At 42.9% G+C, this 24,629-nt stretch carries 25 protein-coding genes and 1 pseudogene; 14 read left to right on the forward strand and 12 right to left on the reverse strand.

All coding sequences use genetic code 11. From position 1 onward, the window contains the following. Nucleotides 1-160: 160 nt before the first annotated feature. On the reverse strand, nt 161-697 hold the full coding sequence (locus L9Q40_RS04590) for a hypothetical protein (RefSeq protein ID WP_024372991.1): 537 nt from the start codon (nt 695-697) through the stop codon (nt 161-163). Nucleotides 698-943: 246 nt separating this feature from the next. Between L9Q40_RS04590 and L9Q40_RS04595 the strand changes: the two genes are divergently transcribed. From L9Q40_RS04595 to modC, 4 genes are read left to right on the forward strand one after another with little or no spacing between them, the layout of a single operon-like run. After that, nucleotides 944-2,395, forward strand: a complete 1,452-nt coding sequence (locus L9Q40_RS04595; protein ID WP_498792308.1) for a cobyric acid synthase — start codon at nt 944-946, stop codon at nt 2,393-2,395. A 59-nt stretch (nt 2,396-2,454) separates the two neighbouring features. Then, entirely contained in the window at nt 2,455-3,216 is a 762-nt protein-coding gene (modA, locus tag L9Q40_RS04600) for a molybdate ABC transporter substrate-binding protein (RefSeq protein ID WP_498792310.1), read from the forward strand. Between the two features lie 2 nt (nt 3,217-3,218). Continuing rightward, nucleotides 3,219-3,908: a molybdate ABC transporter permease subunit gene (modB, locus tag L9Q40_RS04605; protein ID WP_498792312.1), complete on the forward strand. Its 690-nt coding sequence runs from the start codon at nt 3,219-3,221 to the stop codon at nt 3,906-3,908. Further along, entirely contained in the window at nt 3,905-5,014 is a 1,110-nt protein-coding gene (gene modC, locus L9Q40_RS04610) for a molybdenum ABC transporter ATP-binding protein ModC (RefSeq protein WP_498792314.1), read from the forward strand. The genes modB and modC overlap by 4 nt, the downstream gene beginning before the upstream one ends. 74 nt (nt 5,015-5,088) lie before the next feature. On the opposite strand, the gene L9Q40_RS04615 is transcribed toward modC, so the two are convergent. After that, nucleotides 5,089-5,526, reverse strand: coding sequence for a DUF3069 domain-containing protein (locus L9Q40_RS04615; protein ID WP_014234213.1), 438 nt, complete (start codon nt 5,524-5,526; stop codon nt 5,089-5,091). A gap of 184 nt (nt 5,527-5,710) precedes the next feature. Here L9Q40_RS04615 and L9Q40_RS04620 point away from each other — a divergent pair, with 184 nt between their 5' ends. After that, nucleotides 5,711-6,676: a GGDEF domain-containing response regulator gene (locus tag L9Q40_RS04620; RefSeq protein ID WP_498792317.1), complete on the forward strand. Its 966-nt coding sequence runs from the start codon at nt 5,711-5,713 to the stop codon at nt 6,674-6,676. Nucleotides 6,677-6,794: 118 nt separating this feature from the next. Here L9Q40_RS04620 and L9Q40_RS04625 read toward each other — a convergent pair whose 3' ends face one another. Continuing rightward, nucleotides 6,795-8,060 carry a GGDEF domain-containing protein gene (locus tag L9Q40_RS04625; RefSeq protein WP_498792319.1) on the reverse strand — a complete coding sequence of 422 codons (1,266 nt, stop codon included), beginning with the start codon at nt 8,058-8,060 and terminating at the stop codon, nt 6,795-6,797. Nucleotides 8,061-8,403: 343 nt separating this feature from the next. Between L9Q40_RS04625 and L9Q40_RS04630 the strand changes: the two genes are divergently transcribed. The 9 genes from L9Q40_RS04630 (at nt 8,404) to L9Q40_RS04670 (ending at nt 17,857) form a co-directional block, all read left to right on the forward strand. Continuing rightward, nucleotides 8,404-8,685, forward strand: coding sequence for an HlyU family transcriptional regulator (locus tag L9Q40_RS04630; RefSeq protein WP_498792321.1), 282 nt, complete (start codon nt 8,404-8,406; stop codon nt 8,683-8,685). 437 nt (nt 8,686-9,122) lie between these two features. Beyond that, nucleotides 9,123-10,679: a Re/Si-specific NAD(P)(+) transhydrogenase subunit alpha gene (locus tag L9Q40_RS04635; RefSeq protein WP_498792322.1), complete on the forward strand. Its 1,557-nt coding sequence runs from the start codon at nt 9,123-9,125 to the stop codon at nt 10,677-10,679. 9 nt (nt 10,680-10,688) lie between these two features. Further along, on the forward strand, nt 10,689-12,065 hold the full coding sequence (pntB, locus tag L9Q40_RS04640) for a Re/Si-specific NAD(P)(+) transhydrogenase subunit beta (protein ID WP_014234219.1): 1,377 nt from the start codon (nt 10,689-10,691) through the stop codon (nt 12,063-12,065). A gap of 156 nt (nt 12,066-12,221) precedes the next feature. Continuing rightward, nucleotides 12,222-13,676, forward strand: a complete 1,455-nt coding sequence (gene vxrA, locus L9Q40_RS04645) for a sensor histidine kinase VxrA (protein WP_020334872.1) — start codon at nt 12,222-12,224, stop codon at nt 13,674-13,676. Then, complete coding sequence (vxrB, locus tag L9Q40_RS04650) at nt 13,651-14,319, forward strand: response regulator transcription factor VxrB (RefSeq protein ID WP_014234221.1); 669 nt, start codon at nt 13,651-13,653, stop codon at nt 14,317-14,319. Before vxrA ends, vxrB begins: the two co-directional genes overlap by 26 nt. A gap of 6 nt (nt 14,320-14,325) precedes the next feature. After that, nucleotides 14,326-15,204: a DUF2861 family protein gene (locus L9Q40_RS04655; protein ID WP_498792326.1), complete on the forward strand. Its 879-nt coding sequence runs from the start codon at nt 14,326-14,328 to the stop codon at nt 15,202-15,204. Between the two features lie 59 nt (nt 15,205-15,263). Further along, on the forward strand, nt 15,264-16,391 hold the full coding sequence (locus L9Q40_RS04660; protein WP_498792327.1) for a conjugal transfer protein TraF: 1,128 nt from the start codon (nt 15,264-15,266) through the stop codon (nt 16,389-16,391). Nucleotides 16,392-16,432: 41 nt separating this feature from the next. Next, nucleotides 16,433-16,597 (forward strand): YoaH family protein, encoded by a 165-nt coding sequence (locus tag L9Q40_RS04665; RefSeq protein ID WP_020334875.1) that lies wholly within the window; start codon nt 16,433-16,435, stop codon nt 16,595-16,597. 867 nt (nt 16,598-17,464) lie between these two features. Further along, on the forward strand, nt 17,465-17,857 hold the full coding sequence (locus L9Q40_RS04670) for a universal stress protein (RefSeq protein ID WP_020334877.1): 393 nt from the start codon (nt 17,465-17,467) through the stop codon (nt 17,855-17,857). A 76-nt stretch (nt 17,858-17,933) separates the two neighbouring features. On the opposite strand, the gene L9Q40_RS04675 is transcribed toward L9Q40_RS04670, so the two are convergent. The 9 genes and pseudogenes from L9Q40_RS04675 to L9Q40_RS04715 form a co-directional block, all read right to left on the reverse strand. After that, complete coding sequence (locus L9Q40_RS04675) at nt 17,934-18,119, reverse strand: hypothetical protein (RefSeq protein WP_498792371.1); 186 nt, start codon at nt 18,117-18,119, stop codon at nt 17,934-17,936. A 59-nt stretch (nt 18,120-18,178) separates the two neighbouring features. Continuing rightward, nucleotides 18,179-18,973, reverse strand: a complete 795-nt coding sequence (istB, locus tag L9Q40_RS04680; protein ID WP_050935648.1) for an IS21-like element helper ATPase IstB — start codon at nt 18,971-18,973, stop codon at nt 18,179-18,181. Beyond that, nucleotides 18,970-19,989, reverse strand: coding sequence for an IS21 family transposase (istA, locus tag L9Q40_RS04685; protein WP_050935650.1), 1,020 nt, complete (start codon nt 19,987-19,989; stop codon nt 18,970-18,972). The genes istB and istA overlap by 4 nt, the downstream gene beginning before the upstream one ends. Before the next feature lie 529 nt (nt 19,990-20,518). Beyond that, nucleotides 20,519-20,740, reverse strand: coding sequence for a hypothetical protein (locus tag L9Q40_RS04690; RefSeq protein ID WP_014234227.1), 222 nt, complete (start codon nt 20,738-20,740; stop codon nt 20,519-20,521). A 333-nt stretch (nt 20,741-21,073) separates the two neighbouring features. Further along, a pseudogene (locus L9Q40_RS04695) lies at nt 21,074-21,691 on the reverse strand (ISNCY family transposase); the annotation flags it as partial. A gap of 414 nt (nt 21,692-22,105) precedes the next feature. After that, a complete protein-coding gene (gene yciH / locus L9Q40_RS04700) occupies nt 22,106-22,417 on the reverse strand; it encodes a stress response translation initiation inhibitor YciH (protein WP_014234230.1) in 312 nt (103 codons plus the stop codon). 4 nt (nt 22,418-22,421) lie between these two features. Continuing rightward, the gene (locus L9Q40_RS04705) at nt 22,422-22,802 is read right to left on the reverse strand and encodes a DUF3319 domain-containing protein (protein WP_498792330.1); all 381 of its coding nucleotides are present in this window, start codon (nt 22,800-22,802) and stop codon (nt 22,422-22,424) included. A gap of 114 nt (nt 22,803-22,916) precedes the next feature. Further along, entirely contained in the window at nt 22,917-23,906 is a 990-nt protein-coding gene (locus L9Q40_RS04710) for a D-alanine--D-alanine ligase (protein WP_498792332.1), read from the reverse strand. A 149-nt stretch (nt 23,907-24,055) separates the two neighbouring features. After that, a complete protein-coding gene (locus L9Q40_RS04715; protein WP_498792333.1) occupies nt 24,056-24,625 on the reverse strand; it encodes an SPOR domain-containing protein in 570 nt (189 codons plus the stop codon). Nucleotides 24,626-24,629 lie beyond the last annotated feature (4 nt).

Here is a 24,629-nt window from a genome sequence, read left to right on the forward strand (position 1 = left end):
TTCCCAATGCTTTTTGGGAAGAAGCTTCTTCAGAGATATTGCTGTTGTTGATGTATCGAAAAAATACGTTCAAGACAAACCTAGCAAGAAATAATAACAGTACTAGAACTGAAATGGCCTCCACTTATGGAGGCCATTTTTTTATGCTGGTTTGGCTTGCTTAGAATCCAAAGCGGGCAGACATCACGAGTTGCTGTCCGTAAACCCCGTTATTTTTGAAATCGGCACCAAGTGACAATTGCTGAGTCGAATGGAATCGAGCTCCCAAATTATAAACGGTGTGGGAATCATCGTTGTCCATTAATTGGCCTAAACGCGCGTGAAACTCAACGTTTTGCATCAGCCAAACACGAGTACCAACATTGACTTCTGCGTGCCACTCATCGCCGACTTTGTCACTGCTGTTTTTCTTAATATTGTGCAGCAGCATCTGGCCATAAATATCAGCAAATTGTCCAGCAGGGCCATTGAAGCCAATACCACCTGCGACATCCCAGTCACCACTGAATTCGCTATCAGCGCGACCAATGAAGTGGGTGTTTTCAGTAAAGTAGCTTGTAAATTCGCCACCAAAGGTTCCTGGGCTGGTGCCCATACGGACTTCCAACGTATTGTAGTTAAAATTATTGGCATAAGAGGAAAGTGGCAGTATCGCGCACAAACCAAAGGCCGTAACCTTTAGCGCTTTACCTAGCATGGTAACTCCAGACAAGATCATTAAAATTACACAGAGCAAAGCAAAAACCAGACCATAAATGATAATAGTGTCACTTTTTACCAGCATCACTTCTTTTAACCCGCGAGCGACTATTTACAACCCTCTGTCCAGACAGTAAAAGTGGAACAATTGTGACGATAAACTTTGATATTCGGTTCATTTGCTTGAGTAATCTGCAACGATAACGTTATGATTGCTCATCTATTTCTTCTCTTACGAATATTCATGAAATCAGCAATCCCTTCTTTAATGGTTCAAGGCACCACATCGGATGCCGGAAAAAGTGTACTTGTGGCAGGTTTATGCCGTGTATTAGCGAGAAGAGGGATTAAAGTTGCCCCTTTTAAGCCGCAAAATATGGCGCTTAACAGCGCGGTCACCAAAGATGGCGGTGAGATAGGGCGCGCTCAGGAAGTTCAGGCGCAAGCTTGCAATATCGAATCCACTGTTCATATGAACCCGGTGCTTATAAAACCAAACAGCGATACGGGTGCGCAAATCATTCTGCAAGGCAAAGCGTTGTCTGATATGGACGCTGCGGGATTTCATGACTACAAAAAAGTTGCGATGAATACTGTACTTGATTCCTTTTCGCGACTGACCCAAGAGTACGACTCGATTATGATTGAGGGAGCAGGCAGCCCGGCAGAGATTAACCTGCGAGAAGGGGATATTGCCAATATGGGATTTGCAGAGGTGGCTGATGTCCCGGTGATTATTGTTGCTGATATCGATCGAGGCGGGGTTTTTGCTCACTTATACGGCACCTTAGCGTTACTTTCTGAATCAGAACAAGCGCGCGTAAAAGGTTTTGTCATTAACCGCTTCCGTGGTGACATTCGTCTGTTGCAATCAGGATTAGACTGGCTTGAAGAAAAAACCGGTAAGCCGGTCTTGGGAGTATTACCGTACCTCCATGGATTCAACCTTGAAGCCGAGGATGCGATCACTAATCAGCAAGAGTTAAACGCACAAGTCAAACTCAATGTTGTGGTACCGGTTTTAACCCGAATCAGCAATCATACCGATTTTGATGTCCTTCGTCTCAACCCCGACATTAACTTACGTTATGTGGGTAAAGGCGAGAAAATCGATAAAGCTGATTTGGTTATCTTACCCGGAACAAAGTCCGTCAGAGACGATTTAGCGTACTTAAGAAGTCAGGGCTGGGACAAGGATATATTGCGCCATATTCGTCTGGGTGGAAAAGTCATTGGTATTTGTGGCGGCTATCAGATGCTAGGTAAAACCATTGATGATCCAGAGGGTGTTGAAAGTGCAGCGGGTACAAGTGAAGGCTTAGGGCTGCTAGACGTTCACACGGTCCTTACCGGTAGTAAGCAACTGACAAAGACACAAGCTGTCGTATGCCTAAATGGTAAACGTGCTACCGCAAAAGGCTACGAAATTCATGTTGGCCGAAGCGAAGTGACAGGCGTTCAGCCACTTGAGCTCACCAATGGTGTTTTTGATGGCGCGTTAAGTGAATGTGGCCAAATTATGGGAACCTATTTACACGGTTTCTTTGATGAAGTGGAAGTGTTAAATCTAATTGCCGAGTGGGTGAATGGCTCTCAAATTAAGCAACAAAATTTTGAAGAGATTAAAGAGCTTGGGATTAATCGTATTGCAGACGCGATAGAGCAACACATGAACTTAGATTTTTTATTCAAATAAAACAATCAGTTGATGAACGTAATAGCAGTCTAAAGTTTGTCTCGTAAAGGAGCCTATTAATGAAAATATGGAAAACACATGTGTGCTTAACGGCATTGTTAAGCGTTGTTTTTTCTGCCCATGCCGCAGCCGATCTCAAAGTGTACGCTGCGTCCTCTATGACCAATGCGATCAACGAAATTAGCGAAAATTTCTCAGGCAAGTTCGATGTAACCGTCACACCAGTTTACGGTGGTTCCTCGTCTATTGCTCGTCAGATAATGAACGGAGCTCCCGCCGATGTTTTCATTTCAGCAAATACCAAGTGGATGGACTATCTTGTGGATGAAAAGGTCATTTTACGTGACAATGTCACTAATTTGGTGGGGAATAGTCTGGTCTTGATTGCTCCCAAGCCGTCTAACACGAAGAGTTTTAATTTTTCAGATAGTAACGCGTGGCTAGCTGCGTTGAATGATGGACGTCTTGCACTGGGCAATCCGACATCTGTACCTGTGGGGATGTACGCTAAAGAATCACTGACTAAACTGGACGTATGGAAAAATATTGAATCTAAAGTTGCTCCTGCCAAGAATGTTCGTCTCGCGTTAGCTCTGGTAGAGCGTGGAGAAGCGCCGTTAGGTATTGTGTACAAAACCGACGCGTTGCTGACAGACAAAGTAACAATAGTAGACGAGTTCTCGAGCGACACGCACTCTGCCATTGTCTATCCGGCGGCAATGATCAGTGACTCAACGGAATCGAAGCAGTTTTTCCAATACCTGAGTACAGATGAAGCCAAAACTGTCTTTATCAAATACGGTTTCAGTAATAAGGAATAAGCGTGACTGAACTGGAATACCAAGCCTTAATCTTAAGTCTCAAAGTAGGTGCGTTCGCGGTACTTTGGCTTATCCCTTTAGGGGTTTTACTGGCATGGTTACTTTCTCGCAAAACCTTTTTTGGCAAGTCTGTCCTCGATAGCCTGATTCATCTGCCTTTGGTCTTGCCACCGGTTGTTATTGGTTATTTACTACTGTTATCCCTTGGACGGCAGGGGTTCATTGGCAGTTGGCTCTATGAACATTTTGGCTTGGTATTTAGCTTTAATTGGAAGGGAGCGGTTGTCGCTTGTATTGTTGTCGCTTTGCCACTTATGGTTCGCTCTGTTCGTTTAAGCCTGGAAAGTGTCGATCCCAAACTTGAACATGCCGCTTCGACGCTTGGTGCCTCTCCATTTAAAGTATTTATGACGATTACGTTGCCGCTCACAATCCCCGGAATAATCACCGGAACGATGTTGTCGTTCGCACGCAGCTTAGGTGAGTTTGGCGCAACCATCAGTTTTGTTTCCAATATCCCTGGCGAAACACAAACCATACCACTCGCAATGTACAACTTTATAGAAACGCCCGGGGCAGAGATGCAAGCGGCGCGTCTTTGTATCATTTCTATCGCGCTTGCGTTATCGACGTTAATGGCCTCTGAGTGGATGAACCGAAAAGCGGCTCGTCGATTGGGAGCGAAGCAATGAGCATTAAAGTTCAATTTAAACAATTGCTTGGTGAAAGTGATTTTGATGTCGATCTTGAGTTACCGTGTCACGGAATTAGTGCGTTATTTGGGCGTTCTGGTGCAGGTAAGACAACGCTCATTAATGTAATCAGTGGATTGGTCACGCCGACACAAGGTAAAGTCAGTATTGGCGAACACGTCTTATTTGATAGTGATAAGGCAATAAACTTACCGACGCACAAGCGAAAGATTGGTTATGTTTTTCAGGACTCACGCCTATTCCCACACTATTCAGTACAAGGGAATTTAATGTATGGCGTCAAAGAGAAGGATACTAAGTACTTTGATGAGGTGACTGAGCTTCTCTCTATTAAGCCACTCCTGAAGCGTTTCCCAGTGTCGCTCTCTGGCGGCGAAAAGCAACGAGTGGCGATAGCGCGTGCATTGTTGTCTAAGCCTGATTTGTTGTTGATGGACGAACCATTAGCATCACTGGATATGCCCAGAAAACGGGAAGTCATGCCGTTTCTTGAGGACCTATCTGAAAAAGTGAACATACCAATTGTGTATGTGACACACAGCTTGCAAGAAATCATTAGATTGGCTCAAAATTTAGCAATCATTGAGAACGGCAGTATAGTGACATCAGGTAAGCTGGAAGAGGTCTGGGCTTCTCACGCAATGAGACCGTGGCAGTCATTCTCAGAACACAGTAGCTTGTTTGAAGGAAAAATCGCCGCTCATCATGAGCACTATGCGCTGACGTCTGTGGAACTTGGCCAAAACGCTTCGCTCTGGGTACAAAAGATTGAGGGCGAGCCAGGTACGCCAATTCGACTTCAAGTGCGCGCTAGCGATGTCTCTATTGCTTTGGAGCGTCCGGTAGCCACCTCGATTCGAAATGTTTTGCCTGCGACTGTCCAATCAATCGAACAGGTGAATGTCGGAGAAGATAAGCAAAGCATTACCGTCTCTTTGCAACTGGACGCGAATTGCTGCTTGTGGGCTAAAATTACCCCTTGGGCACTGGATGACCTCAATTTAAAGCCCGGTGACTGTGTCTATGCACAAGTCAAAGGGGTGAGTGTGACTCAACGCGATATTGCCTTTGCACCACACGCTTAAAAAGACTGATGCAAAGGTTACATAACTAAAAAGGGCTGCACAATGCAGCCCTTTATTCACTTCGTAAGTCAGCTTTACTTCGCAAATACTTCTTTGAATTCACGTTTTAGTAGAGGGTCACGACGCGCTTTTTTCATTTGTTTAACCATGTCTTTCACGCAGTTGTGAAGAACATTGTCTAGTAGCTGTGCTCGGTACTCTTCTTTATCTTCATCTGTCATGTTTTCTGGCAGATTTAGAGTAGGGAATTCTTCCATTACGTTAATCCCAGCGAATGCTTGGCCTACTGAAACTAGAGCATGGAACTGTTCAAAGTTATCCAGAATGTTTTGAGCACTTGCTGGCATTTCGTCCCAAGACGCGCGAACCGCTTCTTCTGACACTTCATGGATAGAGGTAACCATTTCGAACATTTGCTCTGGAACTTCGTCGAATTCAATAACTTTACGTAGTTCAGGAGAAATGGTTTCTAGATCGATTTTTTTGCTTTCGGTGTTAGTTGCTTCTGACATGCTGTGTCTCTCATTACAAAAAGGCGGGAATAGTAATATCAAATGTTTCAAATATCTACCATTATAGTCTTTTGATTACGCGACAATTAAACAAAAATATAGCACTTAAGAGCTGGCACGATGCAACGAAGCGTTGAATATGATATATGGTTAAGAAAGAGAAAGTAAGATAGTGGAATACCTTATGCAGCCTAAAGGGACATCAATGCGCATTCTACTGGTTGACGATGTTCAATTAGACAGAATGCAATTGGCTATTCGTTTGAAACAACTGGGGCATATCGTTAAGACAGTAGGCAGTGGTGCAGAAGCATTAAATATTTATGAGAGTTTCGACCCTGAATTGGTCTTGCTCGATATCTCTATGCCAGAAATGAACGGTTTCGAGCTTTCATTATCAATCAGAGAAGCTTTTCCTGACTGGATTCCCATCATCTTCCTTAGTAGCCATGAAGAACCTGAAATTATTGCTAAAGCGATAGAAGCAGGCGGCGATGATTATCTTATTAAGCCCGTTGATAAACTCGTTCTAAATTCCAAGCTCATCGCCATGCAGCGTATTGCTCACATGAGGCGTGAGTTAAAACAAGCGACAGCGCAGCTAGAAAAAGTGAATCAACTTCTAACCCAGCAGGCGAACGAGGACGGGTTAACGAAACTTTATAATCGCAGATACATTGATCAGAAGCTTGAATCAATGGTTGCGTGGCATGGGCGCCGCCATATGCCGATGGCAATGATTTTGTTAGATGTCGACTTTTTTAAGGCGTTTAATGATAACTATGGTCACATAGAAGGGGATAGATGCTTGCAGGCGATTGCAAGTCAACTCAAAGCGACCTTTTGTCGCTCGGGTGAATACGTTGGGCGTTATGGTGGGGAAGAGTTTGTCGTATTACTTAGTGGCACCGATGGACAAATGGCAGAAAGAGAGGCTGCACGTATTCAAGAGGCGATAGCATTCCTTAACTATCCTCACGAGTATTCAAGTATTACAAATAGAGTGACAGTGTCACAGGGTGTAATTGCCTTTCAGGCTACCGGAAAAGAAAACAAATCCGATTTGTATGCGATGGTCGATAGAGCGCTCTACACATCAAAATCACAAGGTCGTGATACTCATACATTGGTAAGTAAAAACTCAAACTAAATCAATCATTTTTGATGCTGGTGACGTTGTCACTCAGTGCTGTAGAGGCTGTATTGTAAATAGTAGAACTAACAATGGAAGTGCAGTTAAAAATGGAAACAACTGGCGTAGTTTATCATCAGGAAAGGCGTGACCTAAACCCACTGTTGGAACACTTTATGCAATTTCGGCCAGAATCTTTTGCTTGATATAAAGCTTCATCCGCAAATGAGAGGACATCTTCCGGATCCAATGCGTTCCGGCTGTCTGCAACACCGATGCTCACCGTCACTGATACTGACGTTCTTTTCGATTTTTCATTTCCGCGCTTCATTTTTCCTTGTTTATGATCGTCTAGGCGAGATGCGGAATCGCGTAAGACCATCTTATAATTTGCAATCAATTTATGGACTTCTTCGACCTGTTTCAAACAATCTTCAGAGTATTTGCCTTTAAATAAAATAGCGAACTCTTCACCACCAAAACGATAAACTTTCGCACCACCACGCGTTTTCATCAACAATGCTGCGACGAGTTTAAGTACATCATCACCGGTTCCATGTCCGTAGGTATCGTTAAAGTTTTTAAAACGATCTACATCTAACATTACGATGGTGTATTTACCATCTAGATCTTTAAAATCAAGATCAAGCGCTCTACGGCTAGGAATCTGAGTTAAACTGTCTGTAAAAGCAAGATGATGGCTAGCCATTGTTGAATACACGATCATAAGCAACCCCGCCAAAGTAAACATGGTGCTTGCTATGTATTGAACATCGAAAAAAATAAACGTAATGGAGGCTAAAGCCATCGCAGAGTAAGTCATCGCATGGATGATTTTGTTCGTCACTAAGACCAAAATGCCTAAAACCCCGACAATGCCGATACAATATAAGACGAGTATGAAAGGGAGTTTGGAGATACTTGGTACGATAAATAAAATACCGTTTGTCCAGCCCTCAACTTGGCCATTAATCTGAAATTTCAGAGTAATGTATGACCACAGCAGAAATGTCGCCAACATAAAAACATAGACAAACATGGCTTTTGAGTTTGCGCCATCTTTTCTGAATAGATACACGGCTAAAAAAGAAATCGGCAGCAGAGTTGCAAGCATCGTCAGTTCGATCAGCACTGTATCGCTATTACTAGGTATCTGAAGACGATGTTGGATAATAAAGTAAGCTACTAGCATCGAGAGGCATACCATAGACTCTCGCCCCTGCTTAAAAGAGTAGCAAAACAAAAGCGCGCAACCCAGCAGTATATAAGGCAAATTTGCGGCAATTCCCCAGTTTGACTCAGTCATCTGAATAATACTATTCATACCTGATATCGCTAAACCCAATAGTACTATTGGGAACACGAACTTAAAGCCTGATGATGTCGTTAAGGAATAGGACATTTGGGAAATTGCCTACAAGATTAGTTGAATACACAAATACATCACAATACACTCAAGATGACATTATCATTGTAGACTATATGCTTTCGGTACCTTATCTATTTCCACAATAAGTGCACTCCAGTTGTCAACTAAGTGGTTAACTACCTACTAGCAGTACAACGTCAGCAATAAAAGCAAAAATCACAACAACAATGCGCCTGTTACTTTTTTCACATACCCGTTATGATGAACATAAATCGCTGGATTGGTATGAAAAACCAATTCTTAAGTAACGTCGATCATGAATGTTCAACATGGTATCTGTCTAAGTATAGAGGTTGTGTTGGCCCAAGGAGGAATTGTGGGATTCTTTTCTCGTTTATTTGGTGGCAGTGAGAAATCTGTCGAAGTGAAAACCGTAGAGTCAGTGGAATACAAAGGCTTTCAGATATACCAGGAAAGCGTTGCTGAAGGCGGTCAATTTCGTATTGCTGGCCGAATAGAAAAAGAGATTGATGGGGAGATAAAGACTCATCGTTTCATTCGTTCAGATTTGTTGGGTTCGGAACAAGATGCCAACGAGCTTATGTTGAAGAAATCACACATGTTCATCGATCAAATGGGTGACAAGATCTTCGATTAACAAATCACTGTAATTTGATGCGAATCATCTTAATAAGAGCCATTAGTATATATGCTGATGGCTCTTTCTTTTTTAAGGCTTAAATACCTGTTAATTAAGGAGTTAGCGATGCTCTGGTTGGACCTCCTGTCTAGGGGCGATATTTTTCGTATTTATCGAGTTCAAATAGAGAAAATTTCATTACTTAAGGTTATATGTAATGAAATTTAGTGTTTATATAACAAAACACTTGCAGTCACAGCACGCCTTAGATACAAAAAGAATATAACTGGGCTGTTGAACAAGATATGACGATGCAAATAGGTGGGCCCAAACATCGGTGTTTTATTTGTATTTATCTTGTGTAGTTAAACAGAAAGAAATAAAAAAGAATTAGAGTAGAGCACGGCTCTTTTTTTGGGACTAATTAATTGATATGTATACAAGGAGTATGCGTTTTGCAAATCGGTGTACCTAGAGAGATACTCGCGGGTGAATCGCGAGTAGCTGCATCACCAAAGTCGGTTGAGCAGTTAATTAAGTTGGGGTTCGATGTCGCGATCGAATCTCAGGCGGGGGTGCTAGCGAGTTTCGATGATGCCGCTTATGAAGCTGCAGGTGCGAAAATCGTTTCTAGTGACGAAGTTTGGACATCAGGTCTGATTCTTAAAGTAAATGCGCCACTCGTAGATGAAGAAAAAGGCATCGACGAAATTGCATTACTACAAGATGGTGCAACTCTGATTAGCTTTATTTGGCCTGCACAAAATGCACAGCTAATGGAGCAGCTTTCAAGTAAGAACATTAACGTTCTGGCGATGGACTCAGTTCCTCGTATCTCTCGAGCTCAAGCATTAGATGCACTGTCTTCAATGGCGAACATTGCTGGTTACCGTGCAGTCGTTGAAGCCGCTCATGAGTTTGGCCGTTTCTTTACCGGTCAAATTACGGCAGCAGGTAAAGTTCCACCGGCTAAAGTTCTTGTGGCTGGTGCTGGTGTTGCGGGTTTGGCTGCGATCGGTGCTGCAGGTAGCCTCGGGGCGATTGTACGTTCATTTGACGTACGTCCTGAAGTAAAAGAGCAAGTTGAATCGATGGGCGCCGAATTCCTGACTGTGGACTTCCAAGAGGACTCAGGCTCTGGTGATGGCTACGCGAAAGAAATGTCTGATGACTTCAACAAGAAAGCGGCTGAGCTATACGCTGAGCAAGCAAAAGACGTTGATATCATCATCACGACGGCTCTGATTCCTGGCAAACCTGCACCGAAGCTGATCACCAAAGAAATGGTCGACAGCATGAAAGCGGGTAGCGTGATTGTAGACTTGGCAGCTGCAAATGGCGGTAACTGTGAATACACAGTGAAAGATCAAGTTATCATGACTGACAACGGCGTGAAAATTGTTGGTTACACCGACATGGTAGGCCGTTTGCCAACGCAATCTTCTCAGCTTTACGCAACAAACCTTGTGAACCTTCTAAAACTTCTTTGTAAAGAGAAAGACGGCAACATCAATATCGACTTCGAAGACGTTGTACTTCGTGGCGTGACTGTCGTGAAAGAAGGCGAAATCACTTGGCCAGCGCCGCCTATTCAAGTTTCTGCTCAACCTCACGCTAAGCAAGAACCAGTGGTTAAGAAAGAGCCAAAAGTTGAAGAGCCAACTTCGCCTACGAAAAAACTTATTGGTTTAGTGGCAGCTGTTGGTGCTTTTGCATGGGTTGCTTCGGTTGCGCCTGCGGCGTTCCTTTCACACTTTACGGTATTCGTATTAGCGTGTGTTGTAGGTTACTACGTTGTTTGGAACGTGACGCATGCACTGCATACTCCGCTTATGTCGGTAACTAACGCTATCTCGGGCATTATTGTTGTGGGTGCGTTACTGCAAATTGGACAAGGTAATGGCGTCGTATCCTTCCTTTCGTTCATCGCCGTGTTGATTGCAAGTATCAACATATTCGGTGGTTTCACCGTCACCAAGCGTATGCTTGAAATGTTCCGCAAAGATAAATAAGGAGTCACAATGTCTGCAGGATTAGTACAAGCAGCTTACATTGTTGCTGCATTATTTTTCATCATGAGTTTGGCGGGGCTTTCTAAGCAAGAGTCTGCGCGAAATGGTAACTACTACGGCATCGCAGGTATGACGATCGCGCTGATCGCAACGATCTTTAGCCCGGATGCTCAAGGTTTTGGCTGGATCATTATCGCGATGGCGATCGGTGGTGCGATCGGTATTTTCTACGCTAAGAAAGTAGAAATGACCGAAATGCCAGAACTGGTTGCGATTCTTCACAGCTTCGTAGGTTTAGCTGCGGTTCTGGTTGGTTACAATAGCTACCTGGATGCACCTGAAGCGGCAACGCACGCGGAACACGTTATCCACCTTGTTGAAGTATTCCTTGGTGTGTTTATCGGTGCAGTAACCTTTACTGGTTCTATTGTTGCATTTGGTAAGTTACGTGGCGTAATTTCTTCTTCACCGCTTAACCTTCCTCATAAGCATAAAATGAATCTGGCTGCGATTGTTGTGTCTACGCTACTTATGATTTACTTCGTAAAAGCAGACGGCAGCATGTTCGCTCTTATCGTAATGACACTGATTGCATTCGCTTTTGGTTACCATTTGGTAGCATCAATCGGTGGTGCGGATATGCCAGTAGTCGTTTCAATGCTGAACTCTTACTCTGGTTGGGCAGCGGCAGCAGCAGGTTTCATGCTTGCAAACGACCTATTGATCGTAACAGGTGCTTTGGTTGGTTCTTCAGGTGCGATTCTGTCATACATCATGTGTAAAGCGATGAACCGCTCTTTCATTAGCGTTATCGCTGGTGGCTTTGGTCAAGAGATCATCATTTCTAGTGATGAAGAGCAGGGCGAACATCGCGAAACTAACGCCGAAGAAGTGGCTGAAATGCTGAAGAACTCCAAATCAGTCATCATCACTCCGGGATACGGTATGGCAGTAGCGCAAGCTCAATACCCTGTGCATGAAATCACGGATGCACTTCGCTCACAAGGTGTTGAAGTACGTTTTGGTATTCACCCTGTAGCCGGTCGCCTTCCTGGCCACATGAACGTATTGCTGGCAGAAGCGAAAGTTCCTTATGATATCGTTCTTGAAATGGACGAAATCAATGATGACTTCCCAGAGACCGATACCGTACTTGTTATTGGTGCCAACGATACAGTGAACCCAGCAGCGCTTGAAGATCCAAACAGCCCAATTGCAGGCATGCCTGTACTGGAAGTTTGGAATGCGAAAAACGTAGTGGTATTCAAGCGTTCAATGAATACTGGTTACGCTGGCGTACAAAACCCGTTGTTCTTTAAAGAAAACACGTCAATGCTATTTGGCGATGCTAAAGAAAGCGTAGAAAATATTTTTAAAGCGTTGTAATCCTAAACTGCTTTAAAATTACTCAGGGCCAGCAATCGCTGGCCCTTTTTTGTTCTGGTTCAATGTTATAGTAATGCAAATCCTGTAGTTACCTGATGTCAATTGATTCTAGATTGCTGTATAGTTTGGCGTAATCTAATAAGTAACGGTAACAGTTTGATTAACAAGATTTTGCTCGGTTTAGCATCTATCGTGCCGGTTTTTTCGGCAACTGCAGCAGCCGATTCATTACCAGAGAGAATAGATACGTTTACAGAGCTATTTAACTACGAAGTAGCTCTTAAGTCGTATGATATTCGTATTCTGCAATCAAATTATCCTACTAAGTTACTTGCGCCTGATTCATTACTTCCGCAAACGTCAGACTATCCGCTGAAGGACATACAGCAGCTTTATAGTTTAGATAAGACTTGTCGTGGTAAACTGCCGCTCAGCCCATTGATTACCGAACCTCTTGTGTTTACTCGAGCTATCTGTAAAGGCACAGAGCTTACTCCACGCTGGTTTTCTCGCAGTGGACTCATTCACCCAGGTGGGGGCACTTACGCTGCTCGCTATGTCGATAAGCATCCCGATCTTAGACCAAAGCTCGCTCAATACATGCATATTAAGGAGCGCGGTAACGAAGAGGGTGATGAGTTACTCGAAAGCTTGCAAAACATGAACGATGACGCCATAAATGCACTGATCGCCGGAGCAAGCATGTTCATTGAAGGTAATGAGCTGTGGTTACGTCGAGGCGATCGCTATTTTGTCTTCGAAAGAGAGTTATGGCAGGAAAACGTCGCGAATGCAGGTTTGTCTTATTCACTGGCGTCAGAAAACAAAAGCTGTTTCGTAAAACGAGGCAATATTTGCTGGGACGTTGAAGATCATTCACAGATTCTTCGTATCAGCATGATTGTTTTGGTCATCGCGAACATACTTCTCGTGATCGGTTGGGCGGTATACCGTTGGAACAGTAAACGAGAAGAATTGCGCAGCCGTATGTTGGTATTGCAAATTTTAACTCATGAATTGAGAACGCCAATTGCGTCTCTGTCTATGACCGTTGAAGGGTTTCGTCGAGAATTTGAGCACTTACCAGAAAGTGTATATGACGAATTCCGCCGGCTGTGCGAAGATACACGTCGATTACGCCAATTAGCGGAGGCGAGTAAGGATTATTTGCAATCTGATAACCAAATGCTTGCAACGGACTGGGTTCCATCTGTTGTCGAATGGTTAGAATTTAAGATTGAAGAAGAATTTGATAATGCTGTACTTCTCAACGTAAACGAAGACGTAGCAGCTAAAGTTAACGTGTACTGGCTTGGCACCTGTATTGATAACTTGTTACGTAATGCACTTAAGTATGGCGTTCCACCGGTTGAACTTCATGTTCAAACGAGTGAAGATAAAATCGTTTTCCAAGTCCGTGATGCTGGTGACTTGACCGCTAAAGACTGGACTAATTTGAAAAAACCGTTCGTAAGTAAGAGCGGGTTAGGACTTGGACTAACAATCGTTGAATCTATGGTAGGCCGCATGGGCGGAAAAATGTCCCTTATAGGACCACCTACAACCTTTATATTGGAGATACCTTGTGAAACAGACACTGCTTCTCGTTGAGGACGATAAAAACTTGGCTGATGGCCTGTTAGTAAGCCTGGAACAAGCAGGATATGAGTGTTTACATGTGGAGCGTATTGCGGACGTTGAATCGCAATGGAAGAAAGCCGATTTAGTGATTCTCGATCGCCAGTTGCCTGACGGTGACTCTGTACAACATCTTCCTGAATGGAAAAATCTCAAGGATGTACCAGTTATTCTGCTGACTGCTCTTGTGACAGTAAAAGACAAAGTGGCAGGACTGGATTCAGGTGCAAACGACTACTTAACTAAACCTTTTGCAGAGGCTGAGTTATTCGCACGTATTCGTGCACAATTGCGTGCTCCAGATTCGGGAGAGCAAGACGGTGCAAGCTCAGATAAAGTGATCACAAAGGATTTGGAAATCGATCGCTCTACTCGTGAAGTCCTGTTTAAAGACGAGTTAATTACTCTGACACGTACAGAATTCGACTTACTATTGTTCTTAGCGTCTAATCTGGGTCGCGTATTTACTCGCGACGAGTTGCTTGACCATGTTTGGGGTTACAACCACTTCCCAACAACACGAACTGTTGATACGCATGTACTGCAGCTACGTCAGAAACTACCTGGTTTAGAAATTGAGACACTTCGTGGTGTCGGATACAAAATGAAAGCTTAAAGAATAATGAAAATACTACTCCCTGCAGTTTTGTCATTAGTGTTAGTGAAGCCAGTCCAAGCTATGGACTGGTTTCGAACTAATACGCCTCTAACTCAGGCTCATCAACATCTGCTTGAAGATGATCTTTCAGGAATGTTCAATACTTTAGTTGAACTATGGCAGACAGAACCCAGCCGCGATTTAACCTCACACTTAAACGATCTGCTTGGTCAGTCTCTGACTAAGGATTGTGGAAAATCACTGACGGCCGTCACTTTACCCGAGTGGGTAAGTGGCGTTAACGTCATACGCCAAACCATTCAAAGCCCAGGTCGCGATACGTTCCGTTTAGTCGTTAAAGTAAGAGCAACGACTGAAGTGGAACAAATCACATTCAAACGTTGGGTTGATAGCTCAATTTCAGCTGATAGCTCATTTGCTGTAGAAGAAACAAATGGGGCTGAAATCGCGAACGAGCGCAGTTTTCTCAAGCGTTACAACCTAACTGGTCAACTTGAATCAGGTTTGTATCATTTAACCGTTGTTGCAAAAGATAAACCTGAGTATCGAACGTGGGTCATTTTGGGCGACTCTAACTCCAGTCAGTACGTTCGCTGGACGTCTAAAGAAAACTGGAAAGTTGAAAAGAGTGCGCTGAGAAATCCTCATTGTCCATTACCACAGCTTGAAGTGGGGCTTTATGACTACATCGAAGGCCAGTATGAACAAATGTGGAAAAAAACGTATGAGTCGAATTATCCTGAGTCACTAGAACTTGCTGGCGTACCGAATGATCGCTACGTTCTTGCGGTAAGCATTAATAGTCGCCGTTGGCAGGGTGACATCATTGTTGAGCAAGCTCAAACAATAAGCCGTACTTATGATCTTTCGCAAGAAGATTAACTAAAGAAATTACATTTGTGCCGATATAAGTTCAGGAAGAACTAAAACACAAGTGTAGTATGAAAACTCAATTCAAAATATTATCAACCGTCATCACCGCAGCACTGTTTTCCAATGTGGCTTCAGCTGCTAACTACTCAATTGAAGCCCGCAGTGATGCGATGGGCGGTGTTGGCACAGTCTCCGCCAGTTACCTTACCGCACCATTTTTTAACCCTGCTTTAAGTGCAATCTATCGCCGCAACGATGACGCGGGTATCATTGCCCCAAGTTTTGGTATTAGCTTTGATGATCAATACGATTTGATTGATGAAATTGATCGTATCAGCAAGCTTAATGACGATGCCGAAATAGAGAGTTCATTGAATGCACTTGCTCAAGGTAATCAAAAATTAAACTTTGACCTTGGGGGTGTCGTTGCTGTTGGTATCCCTAACAAAATTTTATCAGCAACGGTTTACGGAAAATTATACACAGAATCTTTTGTACAGCCATCCATTGATACCTCTGGCGCTAACCCAATGGACAATACTTATGTTCAAGGCGTGAGTATTGGTGTTGCGGAAGCGGGCATCTCATTGGCAAAATACACCAACTACATGGGGCAGCACCTCTCTGTTGGTATCACACCAAAACTTCAACGCATTTACACTTATTCATACGCAACAAGCTTCAATAATTTTGACGCCGCTGACTTACGTGAAAATGAAACCGCTGAAACCATGTTTAATTTGGACGCAGGTGCACTTTGGTTTTTTGGGCCGTACCGTTTAGGTATTGCGGCAAAGAACTTAATCGGAAGAGATGTAGAAACTAAGTCGTTTCAGTACAACAGTAAAACCATCGAGTCCTATCAATACAGCATGAGACCACTTTATACGATAGGCGCAGGCTTCGTTGCAGATTACTTTACCATGAGTGTCGACTACGACTTAAATGAAGAAAAACGCTTTTCATCCTTTGATGATAATACGCAAATGATTCGCGCCGGTGTTGAATTTGATATTCTGCGCCAAATGGCACTGAGAGCTGGTTATATGAAAAACTTAGCTCGAAGTCATGATGATGGGACGATCACCGCGGGAATAGGGCTCTCGCCACTTAACTTGCTTGAGCTGGATATAGCAGCTCGTTATACAAATGAAAACGCGATGGGTGCGTCAATTAATTTCCTTGCGACCTATTAAACGAATCGTTATAGTCGGCTCCTCTAAATGAGGAGCTTTTTATGTTTGACGATCTACCCCCTCTATCTCACGAAGAACAACAGCAAGCCGTGGTAAAGATTCAAGAGCTAATGTCTCAAGGCACAAGTACGGCTGAAGCAATAAAAATTGTTGCTGAAAATATTCGAGCTGAGTACGCAGCTAAACAGCAACAAGACGAAGAATAAACAAAACGATAAGCAAAGAAGCAGGGCAGTAAAACGCTCTGCTTTTTTTGTGCCTGCTCGACAGGCTACATACTAATTATTAAAAGCGTAACTGTGTGACATTGTCACGTTATGTGGGTCACTAAACGCAACACAAGGTTAAAATCGCCATGATAAATGCTAGATAAAATTTTACCAACTAAACTTTATCAGTCCGAACTAGAGCCTTTAAAAGTTAAGGTGAAATTAAGATTATAGGAAATACTCTCAATATATCAATGATATAAAGCAGAATATTGGTCTGGATGGGTGGTTGCTTCCACTTTAGGTTGTAATTATATTACAGGTCGTTTCATGGGTGCGGATGTAGCCAGTCATTTATGCTAAAAAATAATCTTAGCTACGTTGTCACGTTAATATCGTTAGATTAAAACCAAGTAAACACATGGGGTGTAGAAACAGTAAGTGCTTGCATATTTTGAGAACGTGTTGTGGTGCCCGTACGTATTGCACTAACTAAAATTCTCTCGTTTTACGGTTCTTTACTCGTAGACGCTGCTTTTAACAGGATGTTACAACTACAAGCTGAGTTACGGCGTCACTCTGCAGTATTCTCGTATAATCCAAATACAACGTGTCAAAATCATTAGTTTAAGGAGTGGGCGAAAGGTTCAATCACTGCAATCAGGTGGAAGTGATTTATACTCAATAAATCAGAAGGTTAGGAGTTATAGTCGAATTTTTACTCGGGCGCGATGTTTTTTGGTGATAGGTTCAGGTTAGATAGATTTATGAAGATTCTTATGTTTTGGTGCAACGACTGCGTTGAATTGCCTTGATTGAACTAGACTTAATGTAAGTCTATGAAAACTAATCGGGAGAAAAGTAATGAGCTACACGCATATATTAGTCGCGGTTGATTTATCTGATTCCAGCAAGAAAGTTATTGATAAAGCGATTAGTCAGGCAACGGACCCAAACTGTAAACTTTCCTTCGTTTATGTAGATGTAGATAGAGTAGTCTTAGAACCTAAAGAAGAAGAGGAATACAACAGAAAGTTACAAGCACTTGCATCAGAGTGTAAGTATCCGGTTTCTGACACCATGGTCGTAATTGGTGATCTTCATATCAAATTGCAAGGGCTCGTCAAACAACAAGGTATAGATTTGGTTGTGTGTGGCCATCACCATAATCTGTTAAGTCGTTTTTTCTCCTCAGTGCCTAAACTCGCTAACTCAGTAGAGGCTGATTTGTTGGTCGTTTACCTTCATGATGAATAGTCCAACTCAAAAAGCCGAGCTTAATTAGCTCGGCTATCTGGTCACGGTCTTTTAATTTATTTACGTTGTGAGGGCGTTAGCGAGAAATACGAGGGATGATTCTAGTCTTTTTAGTCAAGATATTAGCCGATTCAGCATTCGAGTTTAGATCAAAATGCACATTAACTTGAATACCTTCTCGTTCAAACGTTACATCATCAAAATCAGTCATCGCGATCTTAAAACCGTTTCTAGCAAAAAGGCCAGTAACTGTCAACGCCAGTTTAAAATTGACCCACTTATCGACGTTATCGCCGAAGTAAAATTGACCCACCCATACAATTAACTTTTGCCTTCAGATAGACTTTCTAGAACCGCTGGTATGGTTCCAGCCGCTTTCTTTCCTCTTAATCGATAGCTTTCACCGCTGATTTGTACAATGTGCGAGTGATGAAGAAGTCTATCGAGTAATGCCGCCGTCAACGTTGTATCATCGGCGAACGCATTTGACCATTGAGAGAACGGCAAATTACTGGTCACGATAATGCTGCCTTGCTCATAACGTTTGGCGATGACGTTAAAGAACAAGTTGGCCTCTTCTCTGCCGAACGGTAAGTAGCCGATTTCATCGACGATAAGTAGCTTAGGTGCGAGTACACTTCGTCTCAAGTAGCTTTCAAGCTTACCCTGAGCTTTTGCTGTAGATAGCTGAAGCATCAAGTCTGCTGCGGTGATGAACCGTGTCTTTAGGCCCTTTTGAACCGCTATTTGGCCAAGGCTCACTGCAAGGTGGCTCTTACCAACGCCACTTGGGCCGAGTAATACCACGTTTTCCTTTCGCTCAATGAAGGCTAACCCTGTTAACTCCTTGAGCTGTTTTCTTGGGGCACCCGTTGCGAACTTGAAGTCATAGTCATCGAACGTTTTTTCCATTGGGAAGCTGGCGAACTTAGTCAGTGTGGCTCTTGTGCGTTCTGCTCGCGCTTCCAGTTCAGCGTTCAGAAGTGACTCTAAGTAATCGGCTAGACTCAGTTCACGACTGTTGGCTGCTTCTGCCAGTCTCGGCCACTCCTGACCGATAGCTTGTAACTTCAGCGTTGCACAGGCAGCCTCGATACGACTCATTTGAAGGTTCATGGTCGTACCTCCAACAACGCATCATACGTCGAGAGTGGGTGCTGGAAGCTCTCAAGTGGCATCACACTATCGCTTATTGTTAGTGGTGTGACTGGGCGTGTCGGCGATGGTAGCGACTGAAGTGTAAAGCGCTCTTCATCTAAGAGAACCTGAGGCTTTGCACCTGTCGTACCATGAGTTCGTTGGTGAGCGACGGTTTCTAGCCATGCGCCGATATGTCCATTAAGAACATCGACGGTGATTTTAAGTCCGTGTTGCTTGAGTGTCGCCGCAAGAGGAGTGACGAAACTATTCTTCAAGTAGGAGTTAAATCGCTCCACTTTTCCTTTGGTCTTTGCGCGATATGGACGACAGGCTCTCGGTTTAAAATTGTACTTCTTGGCTGCGGTGAGCAGTGCAGGGTTCCAGCGGTGCTCACCTTCACCGTATGCATCACGCTCTATCATGATGGCTTTCGCATTATCGAACAGAACTTCTTTGGGGACGCCACCGAAGTATTCAAACGCTTCTTCAAGACCTTCTATCCAGTCTTCTTGGCGCTCTCGTTCACTAAAGCGAACGAACGTCGCTCTGCTATAACCAAGCGTTGCCACGAAGGCTTTAACACGGACTCCGTAATGGGTGATGGTCGTAAAGTCCACTTGCATCTGCTCACCTGGCAATGTCTCGAACCGAACGACAGGGTCGACAGGCGTACTTGGTTTGTACTGTTTGATGTACTCCTTAAGCATCGTTATACCGCCTTCATAACCAAGTGATTTTAACTCACGTAGTAAGACGGTTGCGGGTATCCAATAAGGCTTTGCGGCTTCAATCCGCGTACACAAGTAGTCATGGTAGGGCTGAAGTTTAGTTGGTCGGGATTGACGCTCGGGGTACACGGGTGCTTTGCTTCTATCTCGCAGATAAGTACGAACGGTATTCCTTGAGATCCCCAGCTCCTTTGCGATACGGCGGATGCTGCACCCTTGCTGATGTAAAACGTGTATTTCCACTAGTTGCTCCTGATTGATCATAATCCGCCGCTTTGTCCATGTTACGAACGGATAGTTTGACTCAGGTGGGTCAATTTTAAATCGGCGTTAGTGGGTCATTTTTACATCGGCGCTGACAGTAACCATGGTCCGCTGTTTTATTTGTAATGCAGACGCCAATAGTTTGTCCATGGTAATTCTCCTTTTGAGTTGTGGGGATATATAACAACCATACCCCCTACAGAATATGAAATCAATTTAATAAACATTGTGTCGTTTGAGCGTCTTCGCGAGCATACTCTTCCAACATCTCCAAACAACATGAAACAACGCTTAATTAATGTGGCTGTTAATAACTCATGATGTTTTATGTGATAACGGCATAGAAAAGTGCAAATGCTGCCGATTAGCATAGATACTTATTGTTACAAATTCTCGCTAATACCAAGACACTAAAATGAACAGGAAAACGAAAAATGAGTAGAGACGGTCGGGTTGTCTATCTTCCTGGGGGATCAAACAGTAAAAAGCCGAGCTATTGTTGCTCGGCCTGATAAGCGAGTAGGTTAAGCTAACGAGAACTACTTGGTAACATGTTGGCGCTTCGGGTCAAAATATCAGCCGACTCTGCATTCGAATCCATATCAAAATGTACGTTAACTTGAACGCCTTCTCGTTCGAATGTCACATCATCAAAATCGGTCATTGCGATTTTAAATCCATTTCTAGCGAATAAACCTGTGACCATTGTTCTCTGTTTTATTTGTAATGCAGACTCGAGTAGCTTATCCATAGCACTAATCCTTGATATTTATAGGGGAATTAAATAAAAGTAGTACTTTAGGGTGATAAGGTCAATTAAGGTTAGTTGATGACAGTTCCAAATAACTGAAACTCTTACAAATCAGTCATGATTTAAATTCAAACATACTGCTGTAAATATGTAGATAACTAATTGATTAAAAGAGCATAATGGAAACGATAAAGTAGGGAAGTCATATTTTGATTGTTCTTGATATCAATACGTTATCAGAACAGCCCTTAAATGTTGTGACCATGTAACTTTGGGTAAGCTAGCAGCATATCGCCTATGTGGGAAGTATTGGCATAAATCTGCTCAATACCCAGAATGTTTATCACTATAAAACGTTAGCGGTTTACGGTGCTCATTAAGGTATTCTCGTGTTGCGACCATATAGTCGAAGGAGGATTCGGTCTCGCTAAAACGCAGGTTCATCAGGCGACCGTTCGCATCATCAATGAACACTAACAGGCAACATTTATCGCTGCGTCCTTCAAACCAGTCATGATGAGCGCCATCAATCTGGATGAGTTTGCCTAGGCAGTCACGACGATAACGAGGCTGATAAACACGGGGCTTACGCTGTTAATGTGGCACCCAAAGACCATCGGTAATCATCCAACTTCGTAAGGTCTCGTTGGATATCGGAAGATTATTTAACTCAGATAATTTTTCCCTGGCAAGTATTGGAGAAAAATCCGAGCACTTATCACGAACCAACTTTAAAATTGTATCTCGGTAGTCGCTGGGATAACGGTTGTTACTTGGCTTACCTCGAGCTTGGTGAGTCAGTCTTGCAACGCCAAATTCTCGCAGACGATTCATAAGTCGCTGCACTTGGCGAACACTCAAATCAAGAATGTTTGCCGCATCGACTCGGCGGATTCGACGATCACAAACATCCTGGATTACTTTAAAACGATTGATATCAGAGTCATTCATAGTCACTAGCATCTTCATCATGTCCTTAGCACAAATCCGAAGTAAACAAGGACTAGTAATTGTATGCTAAAGAGACATTTTAACTTTGTTAAATAGTGACATTACAACTTTGCTCCTACAAATTCAGTGCGCATTATATATGTTATGTTAAATTAAATGCAGTGCTATTTGAAATCTTATCCTTTTAAGTCTCCTATCCCTCTCAGATTTTAAATTTGTAGTCACAGGTACTTGTAAGGTTTTAGAGCTCTGATTAAACATAATGGCTATTTACCATAAAATAGCTAATATCGATATATCAATCTGCGATTGCTCAATCTTCAATTAGCCGTTAACAAGAATGCAGATGACTATACGTCGAAAAACAGATGTAAAAAAAGCGTCTCTAGAGACGCTCTAATTCAATCTGGATTCTTAACCGCCAGCTAGTTTAACGGTCATGCCTTTCTTTTCCAGGTGTGCTTTGATTTTGTCTCGCGCATCACCTTGAATTTCTATGTTGCCGTCTTTAACTGAACCACCACAGCCACAGACTTTCTTGAGTTCTGCTGCGAGTAATTTTAGTGGTGCGTCATCAAGATCTAAGCCTGTAACGATACAAACACCTTTACCTTTACGGCCTTTAGTTTGGCGTTGAATTCGCACGATACCATCGCCTTTAGGGCGAGCAATTTTCTCTTCTTCCGGTTTGATTCGGCCGGTTTCCGTTGAATATACTAAGGACATACTGTTATTTCTTTTGTTGTTGGGTTTTCAACGCTTTCTGCTTCGCGACTAAATAAGCTTCGATATGACGTTGAATGGCCGACTTAGCGCCTTTTATTAGCTTACCATTAAACATGCAATACCATTCATTCGGCTCACCCGAATCATTTTTTAAAGTATAGCCGTTAAAAGCAACTGATTGTGTTCCTGCGGTGCTTTGCCTGGTCTGTGCAAGAGAAGCAAATTCTTTTGGATCGATGATTGAAGCAGTATCGCACCACCAGTCAATACTTTTTTTAACTGAGGTCAGATTACCTTGCAAGACGTGGCTTTTGATCTTTACCTTCCAAAGACTGCCATCCAAACTGGATTTTAAATTAAAGCCTCTATATGTCGCAACTGCCATAAATGCCCCATTTTTGTATCAATTTCAGTCGTCTAAGAGAATTTAATGAGCATCCATACAGTGAGATGCTCAGCACAAGCACTTCTAACACAATCTATTGTTAAGTAACGTTATTTACTTTGCACTATTGATGCAGTCTTGAAGAAACTCGTGGAATTTGTGGCCATTGTTTTGAAGCATTTTCGGGAACATCGAGATTGGTGTCATACCCGGGAACGTATTCACTTCATTCAGGTAAATCTCGCCATCTTCAGTAAGGAAGAAATCAATACGAGACAAATGACGCAGGTTCATCTGTTTAAATACGGTCTCTGACTCTTGCTTGATCGTCTCTATCTGTTCTGGTGTAAGGTTTTTTGCTTCAACTTCCGTCAATGAGTGGCTGGCACTGCTGTATTTTTCATCGTACGAATAAAATGTACCATCAGGCGCGATAACTTCACCAGGTTTAGTCACATAGAGTTCGCCATTCATTTCATAAGCGGCAACTTCTAATTCTCTAGGCTTAACAGACTTTTCTACTAAAACTTGGTCGGAGTAACCAAAAGCAGCATTAACCGCATCAGAAAGCATCTCTCTTTCCATTACGCTGTAACAACCAACTGAAGATCCTTGTCGTGCCGCTTTAACGAATACTTTTCCCCACTTATCAAACGCTTGCTGAGCTTGAATATGAGCTTGCTCATTATTTTTAGTCAGGAACAAGTATGGTGTGTTCGGTATACCTAGAGCGTCGTACCAAAGTTTCGATGTGATTTTGTTGAAACTGTTGCTGCTTGCTTCTGGTCCGCAACCCAGATAAGGAATGCCAGCGATTTCAAATAGAGATTGAATATCGCCCGTTTCACCAGGGAAACCATGAATACAAGGTACGATGAAGTCAATTGTCTGATTTGAGTCGTTAGAACATAAGCATTTGGTATTGAGGTCCAAGTAAACCAATTCGCCTTGATCGGTCATCCAACCTTCATTTTTGATCTCTACACGCGTTACCTTGATGTTCTCAATGAGATTCAGTTGTTGTTCGACAAAGTTAGCAGACAGCAATGATATCTCGTGCTCTGAAGAGCCACCACCGCATAATAGAAGAATATTTTTAATCATGAATCAATCTTTCCGTGACCTACAAAAGATACTTATTGTTATGATAACCCTTTGAGAAGTGACGTACAGTTATTTTACTGTGAGGCGTATCGTTCGGGTACGATTTGAACAAATTAAAAAGGGAGCGATATGCCCCCTACTTAGTTTGATCAGTTTAGTTTATTAAGCGTCGGATATGCCGAGTTTTTAATCGCATCAATGCTTTTGACAAAAGGCTTTAACTGACGCAATTGAGCTGGAAGCGTTGCGATCGCCTTTTGTGCTTCCGCACTTGTCGCATAATCTCCGTATAAAATGGAGTACCATTTGGTGCCATTGACTACTTTGTAGTTAGCCCAAATCGGCTGCTCACTTTGCGGTAGTTTGTTGGTGAACTGAGTCACTTTATCTTCACTACCAACAGCGACAACTTGAATGGTGTATCCGAAACGTTGAACTGCTGATTGAACGTTGCTTGGTGGCATGATCTTAACCGGTTTTATCTGATCGTTTGGAGTCAGTTTTATGACTTTCTTTTCTTCAGGTTTAGGTGTCATTTTCACCACTGTTGGTGCTACATCTTTCTCAACGACGGCATTTTCAGACGCCATAATTGGTTTTGATATGACATCTGAAGAATAGTCCTCGCGAAAACTCTCTGAGGTAACATCCGTAGTGTAGGTTTCAGATGCACAAGCGGAAAGAAGAAGGGTTAAGCCGATGATTGCGGTCTTTTTCATGAAT

It is taken from the genome of Allocatenococcus thiocycli (genome assembly GCF_921292965.1).
Taxonomy (GTDB): domain Bacteria; phylum Pseudomonadota; class Gammaproteobacteria; order Enterobacterales; family Vibrionaceae; genus Vibrio; species Vibrio natriegens.